Origin of the sequence: Paraferrimonas sedimenticola (genome assembly GCF_002282855.1) — a bacterium.
Lineage (GTDB): Bacteria > Pseudomonadota > Gammaproteobacteria > Enterobacterales > Shewanellaceae > Paraferrimonas > Paraferrimonas sedimenticola.
In genome coordinates this window covers 320,818-340,913 of the sequence record NZ_NRIR01000001.1, presented here as the reverse complement: position 1 = coordinate 340,913, position 20,096 = coordinate 320,818, and the positions used below count along the sequence as shown (strand labels likewise).

The following is a 20,096-nucleotide window of genomic DNA, read 5'->3' as shown; positions in this document are numbered from 1 at the left end:
GCTTCCTGTTATTAGGGCTTATCGTCAAAACCAAAATCATACCCTAACTACTGGAGCAACCCAATAGCGCAAGCGCCAGCAAAACAACCGTGAAAGCGTTTTGCTGGCGTGTTTATTTGGCAGGCTTTAGCCGAAGCTCGACAAGAAGAATGGAATCATCAGTGCGTTAACCAAATCGATAAAGAAAGCGCACACCAAAGGCACAATAATAAACGCCAAATGCGAGTTACCGTAGCGGGCGGTTACGGCCGCCATATTGGCCATTGCCGTTGGCGTCGAACCGAGCGAAATACCGCCAAAGCCGGAGCAGACTACCGCCGCGTCATAGTTTTTACCCATGACTCTAAATACGATCAGTATGTTGACCGCCACAGCAATCACAAACTGAGCGCCAAGAATGGCAAAGATTGGGCCGGCTAGCTCAATCAGGGTCCAAAGCTGCATGCTCATTAGCGACATGGCCAGGAAGGTACTCAGCGACATGTTGGCAATCAGCGCAATTGCTGGGGTGCGCGAGGGCCAAGTGGTGCCTGTGATGCGCGAACGGTAAGACGGGAAAGTATTGGTACACAAAATCCCGGCGAATAGACAGGTTACAAACAAGGGCAATTGCAGACCTAGCTGTTCGATCCCCTCGTTGAGCAAGAAGCCCAACACCACGCAGATATGGATCGACAGCACCGCATTGAGAAAATCAAAGGCGGTTACCGTGCCCTCTTTATCTTCGTCGTCAACCCCGACATCCAAAGGCTCATCGGCGTTGCCTTCAAGCTTGTAGCGGTTAACCAGAAACTGAGCAATGGGGCCACCCATTAAACTGGCCAGAATAAGACCAAAGGTGGCACTGGCGATACCAATTTCCATAGCGTTGGTAATACCGTACTCCTCGGCAATTTTTGGCGCCCAAGCAATGGCGGTGCCGTGACCACCAATAAGCGATACACTGCCGCCGAGCAGACCGACCGCAGGGTCTAAACCGAAGGCGGTCGCCACCCCGATACCTGTGAGGTTTTGGACCACCATGTAGCCTATGGTTATCACCAAAAGCAGCACTAAGGGTGAACCACCTTTTGCCAAATCCTTGAGACTGGCGTTAATGCCAATGGTAGTGAAGAAGTACACCAAGAACACATCCCGCGCGCCCATATCGAAATTGACCTCGATACTGGTAAAGGCGTAGATAAGCCCAATGCCTATCGAGAACAGTAAACCGCCGGTCACCGGCTCCGGAATGCTGAACTCTTGCAGCAGCTTTACTTTCTGGTTAATGCGTCGGCCAACAAACAAGACAATGATGCCTATAGTGACGCTTATGAATCCTTCAATGGAGAGGACTTTGGTGATCTCATCAAATTCCACGGGGGTTGACTCTTGTTGACTTTGGTTCTTCCAGCTTAGTCAAGAGTCTGTTTATTCACTAGTTTTTGTGAGAATTGATTTGGGGATAAAGTGCCAACTAGGTTTCGATGAGGGTAGCGGCTACCGACAAACCGTCGGCGGATAACGCGTTGAGCTCCCACTCTTGCGTCACAGTGTTTAGTACCACACGGCCGATCATTTGGCGGTGACTGCCGTCGTTAAAGCTGACCCAAGTTTTGCTGAAATGGTTGTGTATTTTTTGAAAGTCTTCGCACTCAATGCGCGTTGGGGTAAGGGTTTGACTGGGGCGGCGACGTTTGCGCCAATCGAGTTGGTTAATTTTAAATTGAGTAATAATAGCTTCCTTATGCGTGCTGTATACCCAAGCAATCATATCAAAGTTGTACTCGAGCCAAAAACCTCCATTGTTTGTTATTTACTTCTGCGCCAAATGTTACCCATGGAGAGACTCAACAATCGTGACTGGTGATTTAGATAGCGACGCGCAGTCGTGCTGCAGACACCACATAGGGGGACAAGGCTACTGATAGATAAAAGCGTTTGTTTAGGCGATATGCCAACTGCTGCCTGCAGCTTGCGCGGCATAGTGGCTACGTTCCAAAAACGTCCTAGATCCAAATTTGAGGAGGCTGGTAAGCTCTGCATCCAGCTCGATATGGTGTTTCTTTGCAACGGCTAGGAGGTCGGCAGTGCCCTGCGCATTATTTGCCCATAGGCGCTCAGATGTCCATTCGCCCGAAGCATAGGCCAAAGCTCCCAAGCAAGCTCCGACATAAAAGGCTAATGTGCAGGCACCTATGACTTTAGCAAGTTGGGCGGTGATTGCCGCTGCTCCTGAACCGGCTGGAACCGCTAGCACGGCTTCTGCAATAGTAACTTTAGTTCCATAAGTTTTTACGATCCCTGCTAAGGTACCGATTGTAGAGGACGCGGTAGTTACGGTGCTAAATAGATTGTTGGGCGCGGGCAAGCCCATACTGTCTAGCGAAGTTTTAAAGTGCTCATAGAATGTTTTATTTTCCATCGTTTAACCCATCTGTACTAATTTTCTATTCAAAATAAGAGAGTAGCCTGGGCTTTTATTAGCTTTGAACGAGGCTCTGCAGCATGGTGGTTAACTCTCAAAATCATTGTGGTGCTCCAGCGCGTATCCAACGAAGCACCTTTTGGTACTCTTCACTATCAATCGGCAAAACCTCTTCGCCGCCATGTAATGGGGCATTGCTGGGTTTGCGCAACAACAGGCTGTTCTCTGGCTCAACTAAATCGACCCTGGCTAAGACGCTGCGATACACATCGCTGAGTTGCCGCTCCCCTTCGACTAGATAGTAAACTGGCATATTTGAAGCATAATTGCTTTGATGGCAAACCGTGCACCTCTGACCTTCGTTTAACACTTCATCGTAAATTTGTTGGAACGACGTAGGGATTGCGGCTGAGTTATCAATGGTTACAGTGAAACGTTGGGGCTCACTATTGCCGGTGCTATTGGATGTAACCAATTGCAGCTCGACCTCAGCTCCGTCGTCAGCGGTTAGGGTGGGGGTGGCCGTGTCGGCGTTTTGCAGGCTTGCAGACGGATCAGATGAGGTAATTTGCCATTGATAACCTGTGCTGAAATAGCTCGCTCTCCCGTCAAGCTGGACAGGAGACGGCTGGCGTCTGTCCCCCCCTGGGCGTGCGAACGCTGAGCCAGGCGTTGTTATTTCACCTTGAGGCGAAATGACGTCGAACTCCTTGATAAAACTCGCTAGCAGACCGGCTTTTTGTTCAGGAGAATTCCAAAAGGAATCGTTGCTAATCAATGATGCTGGCATTACTCCACGTTTAAATATGTAGTCGGTGAGTAGTTCTACGTTTAATCCTGAAGCGTAGGTGGCAAAGGCCTCGTAGCTTGAGAAAGTGATAATGTTTTTATCTCTCTCTTGAGCGGCATTTGTACCCAATAAGCTGTGACAACCCAAGCAATGAGGCTTTAAAACCTGCGTATAGAGCCGCTCGACACCTTCGGGGCGAGTGTCGTTTTGTTGCCAACCGGAGGGAATACAATCAGGGCAGTACGCCGAGAATACAGGACTGCCTTCATCGTTTGTTTTGACCTGATAGGCCGCTTCTATACGCTCCTTGGCAAACTCGTTATTCCAACTGCCAATGTCTTGATATTGCCCAGCTTCAACATACGAATCGTAGACCAGTTGGTTAATCGCTTGAATATTTGGCGCTTGATCTGCATAGGTATAGTTGGACATGTCGGAGTATTGGAAGGTATCCGGCTGCAACATGACAAACTGGGGAGAGTGAAGAGTCACTGGATCAAACTCTCCGTTTGGTAGTGGAGGATAGGCATAGCCTCCATGACAGATGATACAGGTGGTCGGCATGTATTTTTCACCGCGACCATCGAGATTCACTTTGACCAGTCGCTGTTGATCACCGCTAGGGGAGAAAGTGAAGAACTTCAATATCTTGCGAGATGAGCAATCGTTCATGTCAATTGGACTGAATTCAATCGCATTGGTACCAAAGTGGAAGTCTTTGTCTTGGGCGATTAGGGCATCTAGGTTCAGCGGCCCGTAGGCTGATGCATCACCATCGATCACTTCGACGACATAGTTCACCACGAAGAATGAGGTGTTAGTACACTCCATTCCATTGGCATCCAAATGTTGCCACTTCCAGGCAAACATATCTCGGCCATAGCCTAGGTCATTGACGTCTCGAAAACTGGCGTTGATAACATCGGTAGCTTCATTAAAACCGTTGGCCTGTTGCCATCCGGGAAAGGTCGTTCGGCTGCCATCCGCGTCCACTACTTTGTAATAGGCCTCGGCATAGCCTGCAGAGTCAATCGTGGTGGCAAATACTTGCGGGTCATAAAGCCCTCTATTGACGTACTGCAGGAAGTTATTTGGAGAAACCTCAAGCTCTTCTGGAGTGGGTTGGAGTGGATTCTCGATGGTTTCCTCGCCACCGCAGCCAGCTAAAAGGCCGCAAAGCAGAACTGCCGCTGTTGAATAATATCGCATGGCTTAAAACCTTTTCTGAAGAGAAAGACCGAAGATCCAATTTCTGTATTTATTACCACCTCTGGCATTGGCAATGACTCGCATAGCCGATAAATCCAATACCAACTTGTTGGCAAAGCGTTTATCCACACCAAGTTTTAAAGTGTGCGTTTTTGCTGGTAGCCGGTAACCAATCCAAATCCCGTCAAATGCGGCAGTAAAGGCCTGATCGATTTCGATGGCATCGGCTGCCTGCACCAATTTAAAGATATCGTCCGCTGGGGTGCCATCGGGAAATATGGCTCTGGTTGTGGACGCTACATCACCATCAATGTAGCTATAGGTCCCGCTTATCGACCAAGTTGGAACAAACTCGTAGCGGCTACTAACAAACCCTCGAGTACGGCGTAAATCCCAAACATCGCTATGTGCGTCTCTGTGACGGTATTCCAGACCAACAGAAGCAGACCAAACATCAGATATGGGTTTGTCAGCAATCAACTGGCCCGTATACATTTGGCCGTCGCGCTGACGATGGGTTTGGTAGTCATCAACCTGAGCAAAAAGATTGGCGGTAATTGACCATGATGTGGGCATAGGATTGAAGCGAAAGCGATAACTGATTTCGGCCCCGCCTGAATATCGACTCAGGTCCTTTACGGCTTCCACTCTCTGAGCTTCGGCAAACCCCCTAATTGATAGGGTTTGCAAAGGCGTTATTGGCCAGCGATAGCTAAGGCCTGCAGATAGAGTCGCAAAGTTGTCGTCAACTATGTCTCTTTTAAGCTCAGCATTACCAATGTTGTCATTTCGCCCAAGCGACAGTCGGATATCAGGCGACCAACGACTTTCAGGTTCAATTGCCGCTTCGTCAGCTTGGGCGGGCACAGTGGCCAACGCGCCAAAAACAATAAAGGCTGGCGTGAATGCTCTACATTTCATAGAACTTTCCTTTGAAATAGCGACGATAAACGCCGAGCATAATAGGAATAACCAGCCACCATATACTCATGGCTCCGCTACCGCCTTCGGGCGCTGTCGGTGGCTCTGGTCTGGTGGTTGTGGTATCGGTTTTTTCCACTGCTAAGGAGAGGGTCAGGCTAACCGCTCCATTTTTAGATTGGTCGGCATCGTTTGCGCCGGCATCTTGGATTGATACTTCCAAGCATTCAGCGTAAACCTGCAAACCATCACTGTACTGACTTGAGCCTAGAGCAGGGCAGGCGCCGTCAATCCTTTGTGCGGTGCGAATCACTTCGCTCGAGCTACTGCTAAACGTATTCCAGCCGTCAGGGGTTGCAGTGCGAAGAATTGCATTGGGCGGCACACTAACTTTTAGAGGCAGTACGATAGAGGCACTTGGATTGGCATCAGTTAGGCCTCTGAGCCTTAGGTCAAACAGGTCACCGACCAAATCGTAATCGGGATCCGCTGCAGTATCGGTTACCGAAAACAATTGTTGTGACGTAATAATTGTGCCTTGCAGGCCGGCAAGTATCGCTGCGTCTCCAACCAACAAGGCCACCCCATTACTCGACTGAACTAGAGTGAGTCTCGACTCTTCAGTGGCGGATACTCTCAGCGGCTGGAATGCAACAGCGTCTACTGGGTCTAGGTAATCAGGGGTGCCATCGCCATCGCTGTCTTCGATGCCTTCAGTACTATCTGGGATATCGTCATTGTCGGAATCTGTGTTACCCAATACTGGAGTCGTATCCTCAACTACCAATATTGAGGTTAACTTGATTTCGTTTTGTCCATCACTCACCAGTGCTTCTAATCGATAGAATCCCGCTGCTATGTTTGTAGCGTCTATGGAGAGACTGTTATTAGAAGCTGGGGCACCTTGGCAGGGGCTTTGAATCAGTAGCTGATCACTACTACTCCAATCGAATTGGAGCGTATCGCCATTGGCATCAGTCACATTTGCCATTACATCGATACACTGCCCTCTGTCTTTATAGGCATAACGCCCCAAATTCAAACCGCCCTGTGTTATGGCTATTTGGCCAACTGGGGCGACATTGTTGTCGGTTATCATCACAGTGTAACTGCGCTCGTTCGACAACACGGCTTTGCCTTGTAGGCTGGTGATATCGACAACAACAGTTTCGTTGTCTTCAGCGGCATTATCCATGATGACTTCGAAAGTAACCTCAGCCGAGGCTTGCCCAGGAGCAATTTCAACAGTACCAGCTTGGAGAGTGTGATCGTCCTCTGAAGCGGTTCCGCCAACGGTATAGTTCACTTGTACTGGCGCATCAGGGTCTGGTGAAACCCCATTCATGCTTACACTGAAGCTCACAGTCGTTCCTTCAGCGGCTACCTGGCCACCGCCAAGAGAGACAATCGGTAAGATATCTAGTCGCTGCACTTGGGTGCTAGTGTTGCCAGCTAAATCGGTAGCATTCCAGTTGACCAAGTGACGCCCTGGACGGAATAAAGAAGCTGCATCGGACACCACTCCCACTGGCTGGCCACTGTCAACGGCGGTTGCTGTCAGGTCAACTGGGGTGAACAAACCCGTTGATACAATCTCAATATTCTCGGCGCTGATGACAGGGCCAACAGAGTCGATAGAAATGGCCTGACAATCAAGGTCTTGATTGGCTAAACAAGTCAGGAATTCTTCTAAATTGGACAAGCCATCGCCATCTTTATCTTGGCTGGCGTCATTTGGCTCGTATGGGTTGAGCTGATTGAAAATTTCAGCAACATCGTAGATGCCATCATTGTCGCCATCCTCGTCGCAGAGATCGCCAATGTCGTCACCGTCATAGTCGTCCTGACCAGGATTACTGAGTGCTGGGCAGTTGTCGTCGTAGTCAGCAACTCGATCATTGTCTTGGTCCGGTGGGCTAACGATGATCGAGAATGTCTGCTCGGATTGTTGTGGGCCTTGGTTGTCGCCACCTTGGTCACGGGCGGTAACGGTAATTGGCCCATATTCAAAATCGAACATACTGGTTTGTGGCGGTGTCCAACGGATCTCACCACTAGCTGAAATGGTCATTCCGTCAGGTTGACCTGTTAAGGCATAAGTCAGCCCTGCTCCGGTTGGGTCTTCAGCGTCGTACATGTCTAGGTCATAGGCGTATTCTTCGCCCTCGATTGCGCTAGTTGATGGTTGCGAGCGGAATCTTGGCGGATCATTTACGTTGGGCACATTAACCGCGACTCTGGCAGTGTATGGGCCAACGATGTATCGGGCGAAATCAGCCGTCGTTGGCGGGCGGTCCGCAATGTAGAAGGTAAACTCGTCGATATAAACGTCGCTTTCTGAATTGTGGTTGTAACTGATCTGATTGGTTTCAGAGTCAATAACGACTGCGCCGTTTTGTGGAAGGGTTGGCGCAAAGTCACCGGGGAGATCGTCATAACTGACCACATACACGCGGTCATTCGTATCGGGGTCGCTCAGGCTTAACTCTTCTGAGGAAAGGGTTTCCTCTACCCCTGGCTCGTTGAGAAAGATGTTGATATCCATTCCGGTTGGCAGGTCATTTACGCCATTGATATTGATACGAGCTGAGCTTGAAGCAGTACCGCCAAAGTCATCTTGAATGATGTAGTCCACCCGTACTGTCTCGCTTTCTCCTTCTCCAAGAGAATTAAATTGCTCCGGTACTGTGTAGCGAAAATCACAGTCTGTATTATTGACTCGTTCAAAACCATTGGATGGGACAGTTGGGGAGATGATGCGTATCGAGTCTACGGATGGATCGTCACCAGGGTCATCAAACGGGCAGGCGTTAAACCGAAATGGCTCGTCGTCTTCGGTTGCCTCTACTATAGTGCCAGAGGCGTTAGGGGGCGTATTTACGACAATTTCTCTAGCCACACAAGTAACTAAACAGCGAGCGGTGTTTCTAACCCCATCTACTGGGTCTTGAGGATCGGGGTTAAGCAGGTAATCTAAATTAGCAGAGTCTTCTCCAAAGCCAACGCAGGAGAAGAGCTTAAAAAAACCGGGATTTGGATCGCTGGTCCAATCAAATTCCCAAGACTTTAGTTTGTCCCCTGTATTCGAATGAATTAGCTGGAAGCCAGAGCCATTGGGGGGAGTATCTGGCCCTATTAACTTCATTCCCCCCCCAGCGCTCAAACTTATTGGCTGCCCTTGAGGTACCTTGCTTTCTCTATCCACCTGATAAAGGGCTGTATTGTTACCGCTATTGCTAAGGACACCCGCATTGAGGTTTAGCTGCAAGGCTAACTCTGTGTTGGGCAATACTGTAATAGGCCCAGATGCAGAAGTTGAGGGACGAGTATCAAGCGCGGCTGAATGTGAAGTTGAAAGGTCATGGCACCCAGAGCCTTGGCAGCTTCGCATACTCGGAGCTTGGTGCTTGTTTAACCAGAAATCATCGCTAGGAAAGTTAGTGCTGAAGTTCGAAGGGTAAGCAAAGCAGTAACCGCTGAAAACCATTAGCGTCGAAAACAATCCGACTCGTGCCCGTTCTTTCATGTCGCACCTTCAAAAGCCTATGAAATTAGCCATTCCGAAGCTTTTGGAGACACATGGTCCATGAAACTGTGTCGCCGACTGCATACTCCGTCTGCTTATCTGTTCCTATACAACATCTAATTGCTAGATGTTCGAGCTAGAAGCTCTTCTTGTCGCTGAAGTTCAGCAAAGCCTAGTAGTCAGAAATAAGGTCGTCAAGTTTGCCGTTTGACGAAAAATGTTAGGTTGAGCGCGCTAAAAAGTGACACCATTTCTCAAAGGGCCATTGTCAAATTTTCGTGGGGGAGCTTGCTCTTGCGCGACCGGCTGTGGAACGACTTCATCCTGTTGTTGCGGCTCTATTGTAGCCGCTACGGTATCCACCGGAGATTCACTCAATTGCGGTTCTTCCGGTTGAGGCTGAGGAGACTGAGCTGGTGCTGCTGCCGTTATTTTCGCTTCAGTTTCAACCGGTTCGGTTAAACTCGCGACAGCTGCATTAATGGTTTCATCGTTTGGATCTCGTTGTTGAGCTTGCAGATAGGCTGCTAACGCCTGCTCGGTTTCGCCAGAGGTCTGTAATAACTCTCCTTGACGAACTAGTATTTGGATTTCATCGGGGTGGCCCACTATCAAGGCTTGCTCACAGGCTGCCAAGGCGCCTTGCTCGTCCTCAGCCAAACACCTGTCTACCACGGTTTGTCGAGCGGAATTTGCCAACGCCAGTTTGGTTTGAATACTTTGATCGGAAGGGGCAATTGAAGCTGCTTGTCGATAGCCCAACAAGGCGTTGGTCACCTGGCCCAAGTCAAAAAGTGCATCAGCTTTACCGACAATTAATTCAAGGTTATTTGGCGCAATAGCCAGACCATCATTGCAGGCAGTTAATGCTCTTGCAGGCGTCAGAGAGGTGCATCTTAGGGTGTGCATTCGCAACTTAGCTTCGCTATCTGGTTGGCTGGAGGCGGCTTCTGTTTGTTGTCGCTTCTGCTCAATATAGCGCTGCTCTTCTTGAATGCTCTTGGCCTGGGCAAGCTTGTCTTTTAAGTCCTGATTACTCGGACTTATGGTGATGCCTTGGCTTAGGGTGGCTACGGCGGAATCGTATTGTTCGCTAAGTATTAGTGCATCAGCGAGCTTTATTCTGAGATCGGTATTGCGGGGTTCGGCAGCCAGCTGCTGTTGGCAAGCGCTAATCGCAGCTTCGGACGCTGAACCGTCGCACTCAACCGCGTACGCTCGGCTGCAAAAAAGGCATATCACCAGTGCGCCCCAGAATAAGAATTGGGGCGTCACAAAAATAAACCGTTTAATAACCACGGTGGTCCCCGCTATGGCCTTTATCTGACTGTTTAAATAACCACTCGCCTGATGGCATTTGGATTAGGTTAAACAAATACCAACGGTCAACGGTCGAATAGGCTGGGTCTTCCACTGCGATAGTGCTTTCAATTTCGGACCGAACCTGAGCTAAACCAAAAGCGCTGCCGGAGGCTTCTGCGCCGTATAAATTGTCTCGAGTGAGGTTGACCAACTCTTGAGTAAGCAGGGCAGCTTCATTGGTGGACTTGGCGAGCAAAATGTCTTGCCCCAGAACGCCAATCAAATCACAGCGCTCTACAATCTGTGGTAGTTTTTCTGCCAACATCTTAGATAAGGCTTTCACATTAGCCGATGCATCCGGTGAATTAGCGGCGAAATCTATGTGGCTAATGGCATCGATTAGGGCATTCTTAACGGCGTATTTGTCGGCACCTTTCGGGACTGGTTCGTTGCGTATGGTGGCGTCAATGACGATTTGTACATTGCGCTTGATGGTCGCGAGATCATTGTCGCTTTTTGCCGCAGCCTTTGCGGCGTCATGGGCGACGATCGCAGCTTGCTCGGCAGTGACCAATAGTCCGGCTTGATTTGGCGTGTCGTGCCAACCCTCCAGTGCATGACCGATATGAGTGTGGGCTATGGTTGGCGTACGAGTGGCGCAGCCATTCAACAACAGCATGGTGACACCGCACAGTATCAGTAAAATGGTGCTCTGTGGTTTCATCAAATTCTCCCTATTTCCTAGTATCCAATCTCGGTTAAGCAGCGCTATAGCGTGCGGGCAATTCTAAAGCCCAGAGTACTGGCGCGAGTATTGCTGTTGAGGTGGTTTCGAAAAGCATAGCGAACGAAATTCGGCTGGCTAAACCAAGAGCCGCCTTTTAAGACCCGCTGCCTACAATCACCATCTGACCAGGCACTACCGTCAGTTGGTGCCCCTTGGTAAGTTTGATTCCAGCAGTCTTCGACCCATTCGAAAACGTTGCCAGAAAGCCCGTAGATACCCAGCTCATTGGCTTGAAAGGCACTAGTTGGGGCGGTATTCACAAAGCCATCGGTGCAACTGTGTACTGTCCAACCTGGATAGGCTTGTGCGGCGGTTTGGTCCGCCAGATTCGCCACTGTGCACGATGGATTGTCGCTTCCTGTTCTCGCGAGAAACTCCCACTCTGCGGCGCTCAAAAGTCGGTAATCGTGGCCGGTTTTTTGAGTAAGCCAGTTAATGTAGGCTTTGGCATCGTCCCATGAAATACAGGTCGCTGGGTGCGTGTCATCTTGTTCGAACCCCGGTTTTTGCCAACCGTGATCGGGTCTTTCAATCCACTCACCGTCGTAAACCCAACAGCCGTTGGATTGATAGTTGCTGTCGCTGACAAATATGGAGTACTCAAGTTTGGAAATCTCAAACTTACTCACGGCAAACTGGTAGTTAATATCCACCTGATGCTGAGGCCCTTCGTTACTTAGCCGTCCCAGCTCGGAATCCGGAGAGCCTTTGAGAAAGCTACCTGATGGCACGACAATTAGCTGTGGACAATAGGGACAGTCCTGAATGGTATCTCCAGGTTGCTCAGTTTGAGCGTCCACTGTCTCAGCCGCGCTGGCTAGGTCTTGAGTTTGAGGTTTGACCGTCGGCGATGTCACTTGTTGGCGGACCGGCTTTGGCTCACCGCTGTCGAGCATCTTTTTGCCCCAAAAGCCTCCACCTCCAATCGCCGCTATGGCAATCAGTCCAAGCCAAATCCCTTTGCTCGATTTTCGCTGGTTTGACTGGGGCGGTGAGGCGGGTGTCTCCGGTGACTTTTCAGGCGAAACTAGATGGCTTGGCGGGGTTTGAATGACAGTTGCATCATTGCTGACCAACTTAGATTGAGCCGATGCGGTTGAGGATAGAGCAGGTAAGCAAGCGCTTAGATCCGCGGCGAAGGCCTGCGCGTCTGCGTACCTATCATCGGGCTTTTTCGCCAAGGCCTTACTGATAACCGAGTCGATGACATCGGAAATGTTGGGGTCAATTTCTGAAATTGGTTGCAGTTCAGTGTGCACCACTTGAAAGGCCGTCGAGGCGATATTGGTACCTCGAAAGGCAGGCTTCCTTATCAGTAACTCGTAGAGCAATACGCCTGTCGAGAACAAATCTGATCTTTGGTCAACTTGCTCTCCGAGGAGTTGCTCTGGCGACATATAGCCTGGGGTGCCCATTACCGTACCCATTTGAGTCAATTCTGACGACTCGATACGAGCAATTCCGAAATCGGCGATTTTTACCTCGCCGCTGCTACTTAGCATGATGTTTGACGGCTTAATATCGCGATGCACCACACCATTTTGATGGGCATAAGCTAATGCATTCAATACATTTAGGACGATTTCAGCGACTTCTCGTGGGCTAAAAACCTGATCGGTATCTTCTATCTCTGATAGCGTTTTTCCATCGACAAATTCAGTGGCTAAGTAGGCAGTACCTGCATCTTCACCGTACTCGTAAACATTGATGATGTTGGGGTGATTTAGACGGCCAGCGGCTTGGGCTTCGTGTTTAAACCTCTCCTGCAGTTCGTGGTGTTCTGGGCCTTGATATTGGGGGGCAAGGGTTTTTATGGCCACGGCACGGTGAATTACCGGATCTTCGCCTTTGTAGACGATGCCCATCGCGCCTCTACCAAGCTCAGAGGTAATGGTGTACTTCCCAATTTTGTTATTGCTTTTGTCCATAGAGAGCGCGCTGTGCAATGCGAAATTAGTTGCCCAAAAACTTACAGTTATCGGATGTGAAGGTGAATTCCTCTCAAAGTTAAGTCTAAGAATTCGTTATTGACAAGGAGGGATAATCCTAAAGACAAAAGGGTTTATGTCGCGAACAAGTGGTTTATTAGTTTTTCATGGTTTTCTTACCCGTATCGGATTTATGGGTCTACACTCTTGAATCTAGAAATTATCTTTCGCATAGATAATTAGGCGCTTTTAAGTGCTTTTTCAGATGGCTAGCCGACGTACTGAATGGCAGCACAGGGTGTTGCGCCTATGGTTTTTATAGGACAAATGAACAACCAATGGACGCTCTATTAGGGTCGATAGATGACTCAAACCCAGCGGGTCCTGACCTGAGTATGTCAAAGGAGTTTATCGAATTGTTTGCCATGGTTGAGCAAACAACCCCTTCGATAATAGGCAACACAGAAGAAAAGAAAGTGAACTGGAAGCAAGTGCAGTCCAGGGCGCTCGAGCTGTGCTCAAAAAGTCGTGACTTGAGAGTATTAACCTTGTGGTTTCGCGCCAACATCATGGTTGAGGGAGCCACGGGCCTTGCATCGTTAGACGTGCTCCACAATTGGCTCGGTGAACTTTGGGAGTCAATGCATCCTCAGCTAGACCCCGAAGATGGCGCCTTTGAACGGGCCTCGGCACTGGCTTACCTCGCAGGCTCGGAAACCTTTCTCACTCCTTTGAGACGATGCGTCCTAATTGATGGGGGTCGTCTAGGTCAATTTTCTTTTCGCGATCTGCAGATGATTGAAGGCACCATCGCGGGTCTTGAAGACAACGAAAAAACTGATAAAAAAATGGCGGTAAATAAATCGGTTGCCGCGATGGGCCCAGAGGGTGTTCAGGCACTGAGTAGTGTTTTACAGCGAGCCTCGCAGGGTGTTGAACAATTGCTTGGTGAGCTTGACCGGCTGGGAGGGCAAGATGCTTGTCCACCATTGGGATCGTTTACCAGTCTTCTCAATGAGGTTCAGCAGCTATGGCAACCATACGCAGACAAGGTCACTCCATCCCCGAGGGAGCAAGAGCAAACTGAGCTGAGCGAGCCTGAATCACCAGCTGCAGCGTCAGCGGCACCAACGCCAAATTCAACGTCACTTCCCAATCGCATCACCAGCCGCCAACAAGTCATCAGCGCGTTAAACCTAGTTTGCGACTACTACCGAGATTTTGAACCATCCAGCCCAGTGCCCTTGATTATTCAAAGGGCTGAGAAGCTGGTGGAAGCGGATTTTATGAGCATTATCCAGGAAGTGAGCCCAGAGGCTATCGGCACCATTCAGTCTTTGGTGGGGCAGCCTGATAAAGAAGATTAGCAAGTTAAATATAGAACCAGTGAAGGAGATACACAGTGGATAGCGGCCAGAAGCAAATAGGCAGAAATCGTGCCCCCAGGGTGCAAATTGAATATGACGTTGAGGTCTACGGAGAAGAACGCTCCGTTGAGCTGCCGTTTGTTATGGCAGTAATGGCTGATCTCTCGGGCAAACCCAAAGAGCCACCACCGCCAATTCAAGATCGCGATTTACTTGAAATCGACGCGGAAAATCTAGACGAGCGAATGAAGTCTGTTGCGCCTAGAGCGGCATATCAGGTGGAGAATAAACTCACAGATAGCGATGACAAACTCAGCGTAGATTTAACCTTTTCGTCTATGTCTGACTTTGAGCCAGATAAGGTTGCTGAGCAGGTACCAGCCCTTAAAGAACTACTTACAGTCCGTCGTCAGCTCACCAATTTGCTGACTTATATGGACGGTAAAAGTGGTGCTGAGGAGTTGTTATCAAAGGCGATAGACAATCCAGAATTATTGAAAAGCTTGTTAGCCACAGCAAAACAAGGTGAATCAGGCCAGGAGGACAGCAATGAGTGATCCCCAATCGCCAATGCAAGAGCAACCCCAAGACTCCGCTGCTCAGGGAGAGTTTACGGACTTTGATTCCTTGCTGCAAAAGGAGTTTAAACCCAGAACGGAACAGGCTAAAGATTCGGTCAAAGAAGCGGTATTAACCTTGGCTGAAATGGTGCTGAAAGACAGTGGCACCGAACTTGTTGGCTCTGACTCTGTTGCAACCATAGAGAAACTCATCACCTCTATTGACGAAAAGCTCACCTCTCAGGTTAACGAGATTATTCACCACGAGGATTTTACCGGTGTTGAAGGTGCCTGGCGTGGTTTAGCTCACTTGGTCAACAAGACCGAGACTGATGAGACGCTAAAGATTAAGGTTTTGAATATCAGTAAAAAAGAGCTGCATAAAAATCTTAAGAAATACAAAGGCGTACTATGGGATCAAAGCCCAGTGTTTAAGAAGCTCTACGAACAAGAATATGGTCAGTTTGGTGGTGAACCCTATGGCTGTATCGTAGGCGACTATCACTTTGATCACAGTGCCCCAGATGTTGAGCTGCTTGGTGAAATGGCTCGGATCGGTGCGGCAAGCCATACGCCCTTCATCTCTGCAGCGTCTCCCACTTTGATGCAAATGGACTCATGGCGTGAGTTGGCAAACCCTACCGACATTACCAAGATATTCCAGACTCCTGAGTATGCCGCTTGGCAGTCTTTGCGTAAGTCTGAAGACTCGCGCTATCTAGCGCTAACCTTGCCACGTTTTATGGCTCGGACTCCATACGGGCCGAACACCAATCCGGTCGAAGGCTTTGAATTCGAAGAAAGCACCAGTAATGACGAGGGTGGTCATTATGTCTGGGCCAACAGTGCTTATGCGATGGCGGCCAACATTACCCGCTCCTTTAAGAACTACGGATGGTGCTCGAGGATCCGTGGGGTTGAGTCTGGGGGCCTTGTAGAAGGTTTACCGACCCATACATTCCCATCGGATGACGGTGGCGTCGACATGAAATGCCCAACTGAGATTGGCATCAGTGATCGACGGGAAGCGGAACTCAGTAAGAACGGCTTCTTATCTCTAGTCCATCGTAAAAATACCGACATGGCGGCTTTCATTGGTGCTCAGACGCTGCAAGAGCCTGCTCAATATGCTGATCCTGATGCAACCGCCAATGCCAATCTTTCAGCGCGCTTACCTTACTTGTTTGCAGTCAATCGATTTGCCCATTACCTCAAGTGCATTGTGCGCGACAAAGTGGGTTCATTCAAAGAACGAGAGGATCTCGAGCGCTGGTTACGAAAGTGGATTGTGCAATACGTGGATGGTGATCCGAAAAACTCAACGGAGGAGGTTAAAGCCAGAAAGCCTCTTGCAAAAGCTGAGGTAGTGGTCGAAAGCATTGAAGAAAACCCGGGTTATTACAACGCTAATTTTTACTTGCGGCCCCATTACCAGTTGGAAGGATTGAAAACTTCGCTGCGTTTGGTAGCCAAAGTACCGTCTGGAAAAGAGAAATAAGGTAGGAGCTTATTATGGCTATGGACATGTTTTTTAAGATAGAGGGAATTGAAGGTGAGTCAGAGGATGACACTCATGGTGGGGAAATCGATGTACTGGCCTGGAGTTGGGGTTGTAGCCAGTCAGGGTCGACTCACATTGGTGGCGGCAGCGGCAGCGGCAAGGTCAATGTCCAAGATATTTCATTCACTAAATGGATCGACAGTGCCAGCCATAACTTATTACGGCATTGCTGCAATGGTAAGCACATTGCCAGTGCGACCTTGGTTTGTCGTAAGGCTGGTGGTGACGACCCGCTGGAATACATAACCATCGAATTTGAAGATTTGATCGTCACTTCAGTTAGTACTGGTGGTTCTGGTGGAGAGGATAAGCTAACAGAAAATATCTCGCTAAACTTTGCTCGCTTCCATTTCAAGTACAAACCTCAAACGGAGGATGGTGGTGAAGAAGCCGAGAAAGAAGTGAAATTTGATATCAAGGCAAATAAGCAGTAACCAACCACAATGAAAAATGGCGTGGTTGAGTGCGAGCGTTTGTCCCCTTTTCTTGCACGCTTTCTAGACTCGAGTGCTTCAGCAAATCTTGAAGATACGAGAGTGCTAAAGCGTGCAGTATTAGGGGAGCTTGAGCGTTTGCTTAATACAGCATGTTTGCCGGAAGACTATCAGCTTACAGACTATCCGCAAGTTAAGACCTCTACCATCAACTATGGTGTGGCTGACTTTGCAGGAAAGATTGTCTGCGGGATCCCGCTTGAAAATGTTGAGAAGCAAATTGGGGCAGCCATCGTAGCTTTCGAGCCTCGGCTAGTTGCTCGAAGTCTGCGTTGTGTGGCTAACCCAAATGCTAACTCCGATAGTGATTTAACCGAGCCACTGGCATTGCTAATCGATGTTCAAATGAAAGGTCTCAATGGTGAAATCGTGAATTTGAACTTAGCAACCGAGTTTGATTTGAGCCAAGAGGCCTTCGTTATCACGGAGCGCACAGAGTCATGAATGAACACTTAATGCGCTACTACAGTGAGGAGCTAAATTACATACGTGAAATGAGTTTGGAATTTGCTGAAGCTTATCCAAACAATGCTGCAAGCTTAGGACTTGGAAGTGCTACTTGTGACGATCCCTACGTTGAAAGGCTACTCGAAGGATTTGCTTTTCTTGCCGCTCGTACCCGTTTGAAGTTGGACGCTGGCTTCCCGCAAATGGCGCAGCACCTATTTGAGTTGTTGTTCCCAGGCTTTACCGCACCAAACCCTAGCGTATGCATTGTTGAATTGGAGCCAGAAGCGGGCATGCTTCAATCCAGTTTTAAACTACCAGCCAAAACCCAATTGCAAGGGCAGTACAGCAAAGACAGTTCGGCACGCTGTTTGTTTAGAACCTGCTTCGATGTTGTCCTTACCCCATTGGTTATTGCTGAGGTGGACTACCGAAACCGGGACTTACTGGCAAGCCCGAACAGTGGCATTGGCAACGGCGCATCTAAGCACAGAGCTGAACTCAGAATAACCCTCAGCCTACCAGATAAAATCTCGGTGTCAGAGTTAGAGCTTGATGCCTTGTCGTTTTACCTACCCAATTTTGATGGCCTTGGCAGCGCATTGTTCGAAGCCCTCAATTGCAACTTGAGCGAAGTCCGAATAGCAGATACGTCGCAGCTACCCAAAAGCACTCAACTTACAAAGGCGCGATTAGTGGCGGATGGCTTTGCTGACAATCAAGCCATGTTCGAATCTTGTCAGCGACAGTTTGGCGGCTTGCGACTACTACAAGAGTATTTTGCCTATCGAGAAAAGTTCCAATTTGTAAAGCTCACGGGCCTATCTGACTGGGGAGATTTCACGTCCAATCAGATCACTTTAATTTTCGTCTTATCCAAGGTGGATGAGCGTTTGGTCGGTGCTCTAAATAACGAGTACATTCGTTTGCACGCTACTCCGGCGGTAAACCTATTCGAAAAACGCCTCAGCCCATACAAGCTTGATCCCAAACGAATGGCAAGCCCGCTAGTGGTTGACCCTGCTAATCAGGCTGATTACGAAATCATACGATTGTTGGAGGTGGATGCCTTGTTTGAGCAGGATACTGGCCGAGAGACTGTCAGGCCGTTTGGCCATTGGCAAGGGTCTAGTTCACTTACCTACAGCACTGAACGCCGGCAACGATTGATATCCAAGCGCAAGCAAACAACTGGTGCTCGGGCGCCTTATCTGGGCAGCGATGTGTTTATTAACCTCATCGACAACGATCAGAAACAGTTATCTCACGTGCGCCAACTTAGCCTTACTGCCTTGTGCTCCAATGGAGACTTACCGCTAAACATGCCCCTTTCTAGAGGCAAAACCGATTTTAGTTTGCTAACGGGTGCTCCGGTTAAATCCATTCGAGCCAAGCAGGGCGTGAGCCAACCCGCTTCGGCAATATTTGACGCCCGTACCCCTTGGATGTTGACCACTTTGCTGGGCTTCAGTTTGGGTTCTTTGGTTGGGGATAATGGCGCGGCACACCTCAAGCAATTATTAACCTTGTTGGCTCCTAAAAATGGGCGGATTGAGCAAAGGCTACTAGAAGGGATCGTGCAAGTCGGGGCGGACCCCTTGATTGAACGAGTGCCATCCAAGGGCCCGGTTTGTTTTGCCAGAGGACTAAAAGTCAGCATTGAGTTGGACGAGAACTACTTTGACAACGGTGATGCCTTTGCATTGGGCTCGCTTCTTGAAAAAGTTCTGCGTCATTACATAAGCGCAAATAGTTTATTGCAGGTGGCTTTATCCACTTTGCAGCGAGGCGAGGTCCACTGCTGGCCGGTTCGATTTGGCGGGGCGCCAAGGCTATGAAGCAACTCACTCAAATGACTACAGAGCCCTGGCAATGGGATTTGTTTGCAGCATTGTCCGAGATAGAGTCTCAGCAACAAGGGCCGGCATTTGGCAGGGCAACTAGCCCGAGTAAAGAAACGGTTCGAATTGGGCAAAGTTCGTCAATGTCCTTTGCTGCTTCTGACATTTTATCTTGCCGAGCGATTACCAATAATCGCTTGGCACTGACTCAATCCGTGTATGGACTTCTTGGCAGTCAAGGGCCTATGCCACTGCATTTTACTGAGCTTGTTCATAGCCAGATTCAAAAAGACAAAAACGCCGCACTACTGGGTTTGGTGAACTTGTTTAATCATCGCTCAGCGATGTTTTTCTATCGAGCCTGGAAGCAAAATCAACCATCCAATGACAGTCAATTCAGCGATATTTTGCATGGCTTGGTGGGTCACACAAAAGTCTCAGAGTCTCGACCTCTGTGGCAACGAATACGAGCGTATTACGGGATTATTGGTAGCCAAGAGCTTAGCTGTAAACGGATGCAGTCAATCGCTAGCGATGCGATAGGCATGCCCGTGGCAGCCAGTGATTTTGTCGGCAATTGGTTCCCTTTACCAGAAGGCTTACAAGGGCGGCTTGGCCGCAGTGTGTTAGGTAATGACAGCCATCTTGGCAATCGATTTTACAGCCAAGATCTAACGGTGAGATTTGATATCACCTGCTCGAGTTTGGATGACTATTTGAAGCTACTGCCTGGTGGCTCGAGTTGGCAAACAATGATGGCAGTTGTGACGGCAACAACTGCAGGGCGGCGAAACTGTCAGGTACGTATGAGCCTGGATGCTTTAGAAAGCGAGCAAGAAACTTGTCTAAATGGTCAGCAGCGCCTCGGTATGAGTGCCTGGCTTGGCAGTAAGGGAAATAGCATACGGTTGGGGTTAGTTCGTAACCTCGACGTTGAATTGTAAACACAGCGGTAG

General features: G+C 49.1%; 16 protein-coding genes. 7 read left to right on the top strand and 9 right to left on the bottom strand.

Annotated features, from left to right (window positions below):
* Nucleotides 1-126: 126 nt before the first annotated feature.
* The 9 genes from gltS to CLC93_RS01465 all read right to left on the bottom strand — a co-directional run bounded on the left by gltS (nt 127) and on the right by CLC93_RS01465 (nt 12,870).
* Nucleotides 127-1,359, bottom strand: coding sequence for a sodium/glutamate symporter (gene gltS / locus CLC93_RS01505; RefSeq protein ID WP_095504170.1), 1,233 nt, complete (start codon nt 1,357-1,359; stop codon nt 127-129).
* A gap of 97 nt (nt 1,360-1,456) precedes the next feature.
* A complete protein-coding gene (locus tag CLC93_RS01500; RefSeq protein WP_095504169.1) occupies nt 1,457-1,753 on the bottom strand; it encodes a hypothetical protein in 297 nt (98 codons plus the stop codon).
* A gap of 171 nt (nt 1,754-1,924) precedes the next feature.
* Nucleotides 1,925-2,404 carry a hypothetical protein gene (locus tag CLC93_RS01495; protein WP_095504168.1) on the bottom strand — a complete coding sequence of 160 codons (480 nt, stop codon included), beginning with the start codon at nt 2,402-2,404 and terminating at the stop codon, nt 1,925-1,927.
* A gap of 103 nt (nt 2,405-2,507) precedes the next feature.
* On the bottom strand, nt 2,508-4,406 hold the full coding sequence (locus CLC93_RS01490) for a hypothetical protein (protein WP_095504167.1): 1,899 nt from the start codon (nt 4,404-4,406) through the stop codon (nt 2,508-2,510).
* Nucleotides 4,407-4,409: 3 nt separating this feature from the next.
* The gene (locus CLC93_RS01485; RefSeq protein ID WP_095504166.1) at nt 4,410-5,327 is read right to left on the bottom strand and encodes a hypothetical protein; all 918 of its coding nucleotides are present in this window, start codon (nt 5,325-5,327) and stop codon (nt 4,410-4,412) included.
* Nucleotides 5,317-8,472, bottom strand: a complete 3,156-nt coding sequence (locus CLC93_RS01480; protein WP_141237324.1) for a hypothetical protein — start codon at nt 8,470-8,472, stop codon at nt 5,317-5,319. The genes CLC93_RS01485 and CLC93_RS01480 overlap by 11 nt, the downstream gene beginning before the upstream one ends.
* Nucleotides 8,473-9,087: 615 nt before the next feature.
* Complete coding sequence (locus CLC93_RS01475; RefSeq protein WP_141237323.1) at nt 9,088-10,095, bottom strand: tetratricopeptide repeat protein; 1,008 nt, start codon at nt 10,093-10,095, stop codon at nt 9,088-9,090.
* 46 nt (nt 10,096-10,141) lie between these two features.
* Nucleotides 10,142-10,879, bottom strand: coding sequence for a hypothetical protein (locus tag CLC93_RS01470; RefSeq protein WP_095504163.1), 738 nt, complete (start codon nt 10,877-10,879; stop codon nt 10,142-10,144).
* Nucleotides 10,880-10,923: 44 nt separating this feature from the next.
* Nucleotides 10,924-12,870, bottom strand: a complete 1,947-nt coding sequence (locus CLC93_RS01465) for a bifunctional serine/threonine-protein kinase/formylglycine-generating enzyme family protein (RefSeq protein WP_095504162.1) — start codon at nt 12,868-12,870, stop codon at nt 10,924-10,926.
* 338 nt (nt 12,871-13,208) lie between these two features.
* Between CLC93_RS01465 and tssA the strand changes: the two genes are divergently transcribed.
* From tssA to tssG, 7 genes are read left to right on the top strand one after another with little or no spacing between them, the layout of a single operon-like run.
* Nucleotides 13,209-14,237: a type VI secretion system protein TssA gene (tssA, locus tag CLC93_RS01460; RefSeq protein ID WP_095504161.1), complete on the top strand. Its 1,029-nt coding sequence runs from the start codon at nt 13,209-13,211 to the stop codon at nt 14,235-14,237.
* A 35-nt stretch (nt 14,238-14,272) separates the two neighbouring features.
* Nucleotides 14,273-14,794: a type VI secretion system contractile sheath small subunit gene (gene tssB, locus CLC93_RS01455; RefSeq protein WP_095504160.1), complete on the top strand. Its 522-nt coding sequence runs from the start codon at nt 14,273-14,275 to the stop codon at nt 14,792-14,794.
* Nucleotides 14,787-16,295, top strand: a complete 1,509-nt coding sequence (tssC, locus tag CLC93_RS01450) for a type VI secretion system contractile sheath large subunit (protein ID WP_095504159.1) — start codon at nt 14,787-14,789, stop codon at nt 16,293-16,295. The genes tssB and tssC overlap by 8 nt, the downstream gene beginning before the upstream one ends.
* Before the next feature lie 14 nt (nt 16,296-16,309).
* Nucleotides 16,310-16,792 carry an Hcp family type VI secretion system effector gene (locus tag CLC93_RS01445; RefSeq protein ID WP_095504158.1) on the top strand — a complete coding sequence of 161 codons (483 nt, stop codon included), beginning with the start codon at nt 16,310-16,312 and terminating at the stop codon, nt 16,790-16,792.
* Nucleotides 16,793-16,801: 9 nt separating this feature from the next.
* Nucleotides 16,802-17,296: a type VI secretion system baseplate subunit TssE gene (locus CLC93_RS01440; protein WP_095504157.1), complete on the top strand. Its 495-nt coding sequence runs from the start codon at nt 16,802-16,804 to the stop codon at nt 17,294-17,296.
* Complete coding sequence (gene tssF, locus CLC93_RS01435; protein ID WP_095504156.1) at nt 17,293-19,137, top strand: type VI secretion system baseplate subunit TssF; 1,845 nt, start codon at nt 17,293-17,295, stop codon at nt 19,135-19,137. Before CLC93_RS01440 ends, tssF begins: the two co-directional genes overlap by 4 nt.
* Nucleotides 19,134-20,084: a type VI secretion system baseplate subunit TssG gene (gene tssG / locus CLC93_RS01430; RefSeq protein ID WP_095504155.1), complete on the top strand. Its 951-nt coding sequence runs from the start codon at nt 19,134-19,136 to the stop codon at nt 20,082-20,084. The genes tssF and tssG overlap by 4 nt, the downstream gene beginning before the upstream one ends.
* The last annotated feature ends 12 nt before the right edge of the window (nt 20,085-20,096 follow it).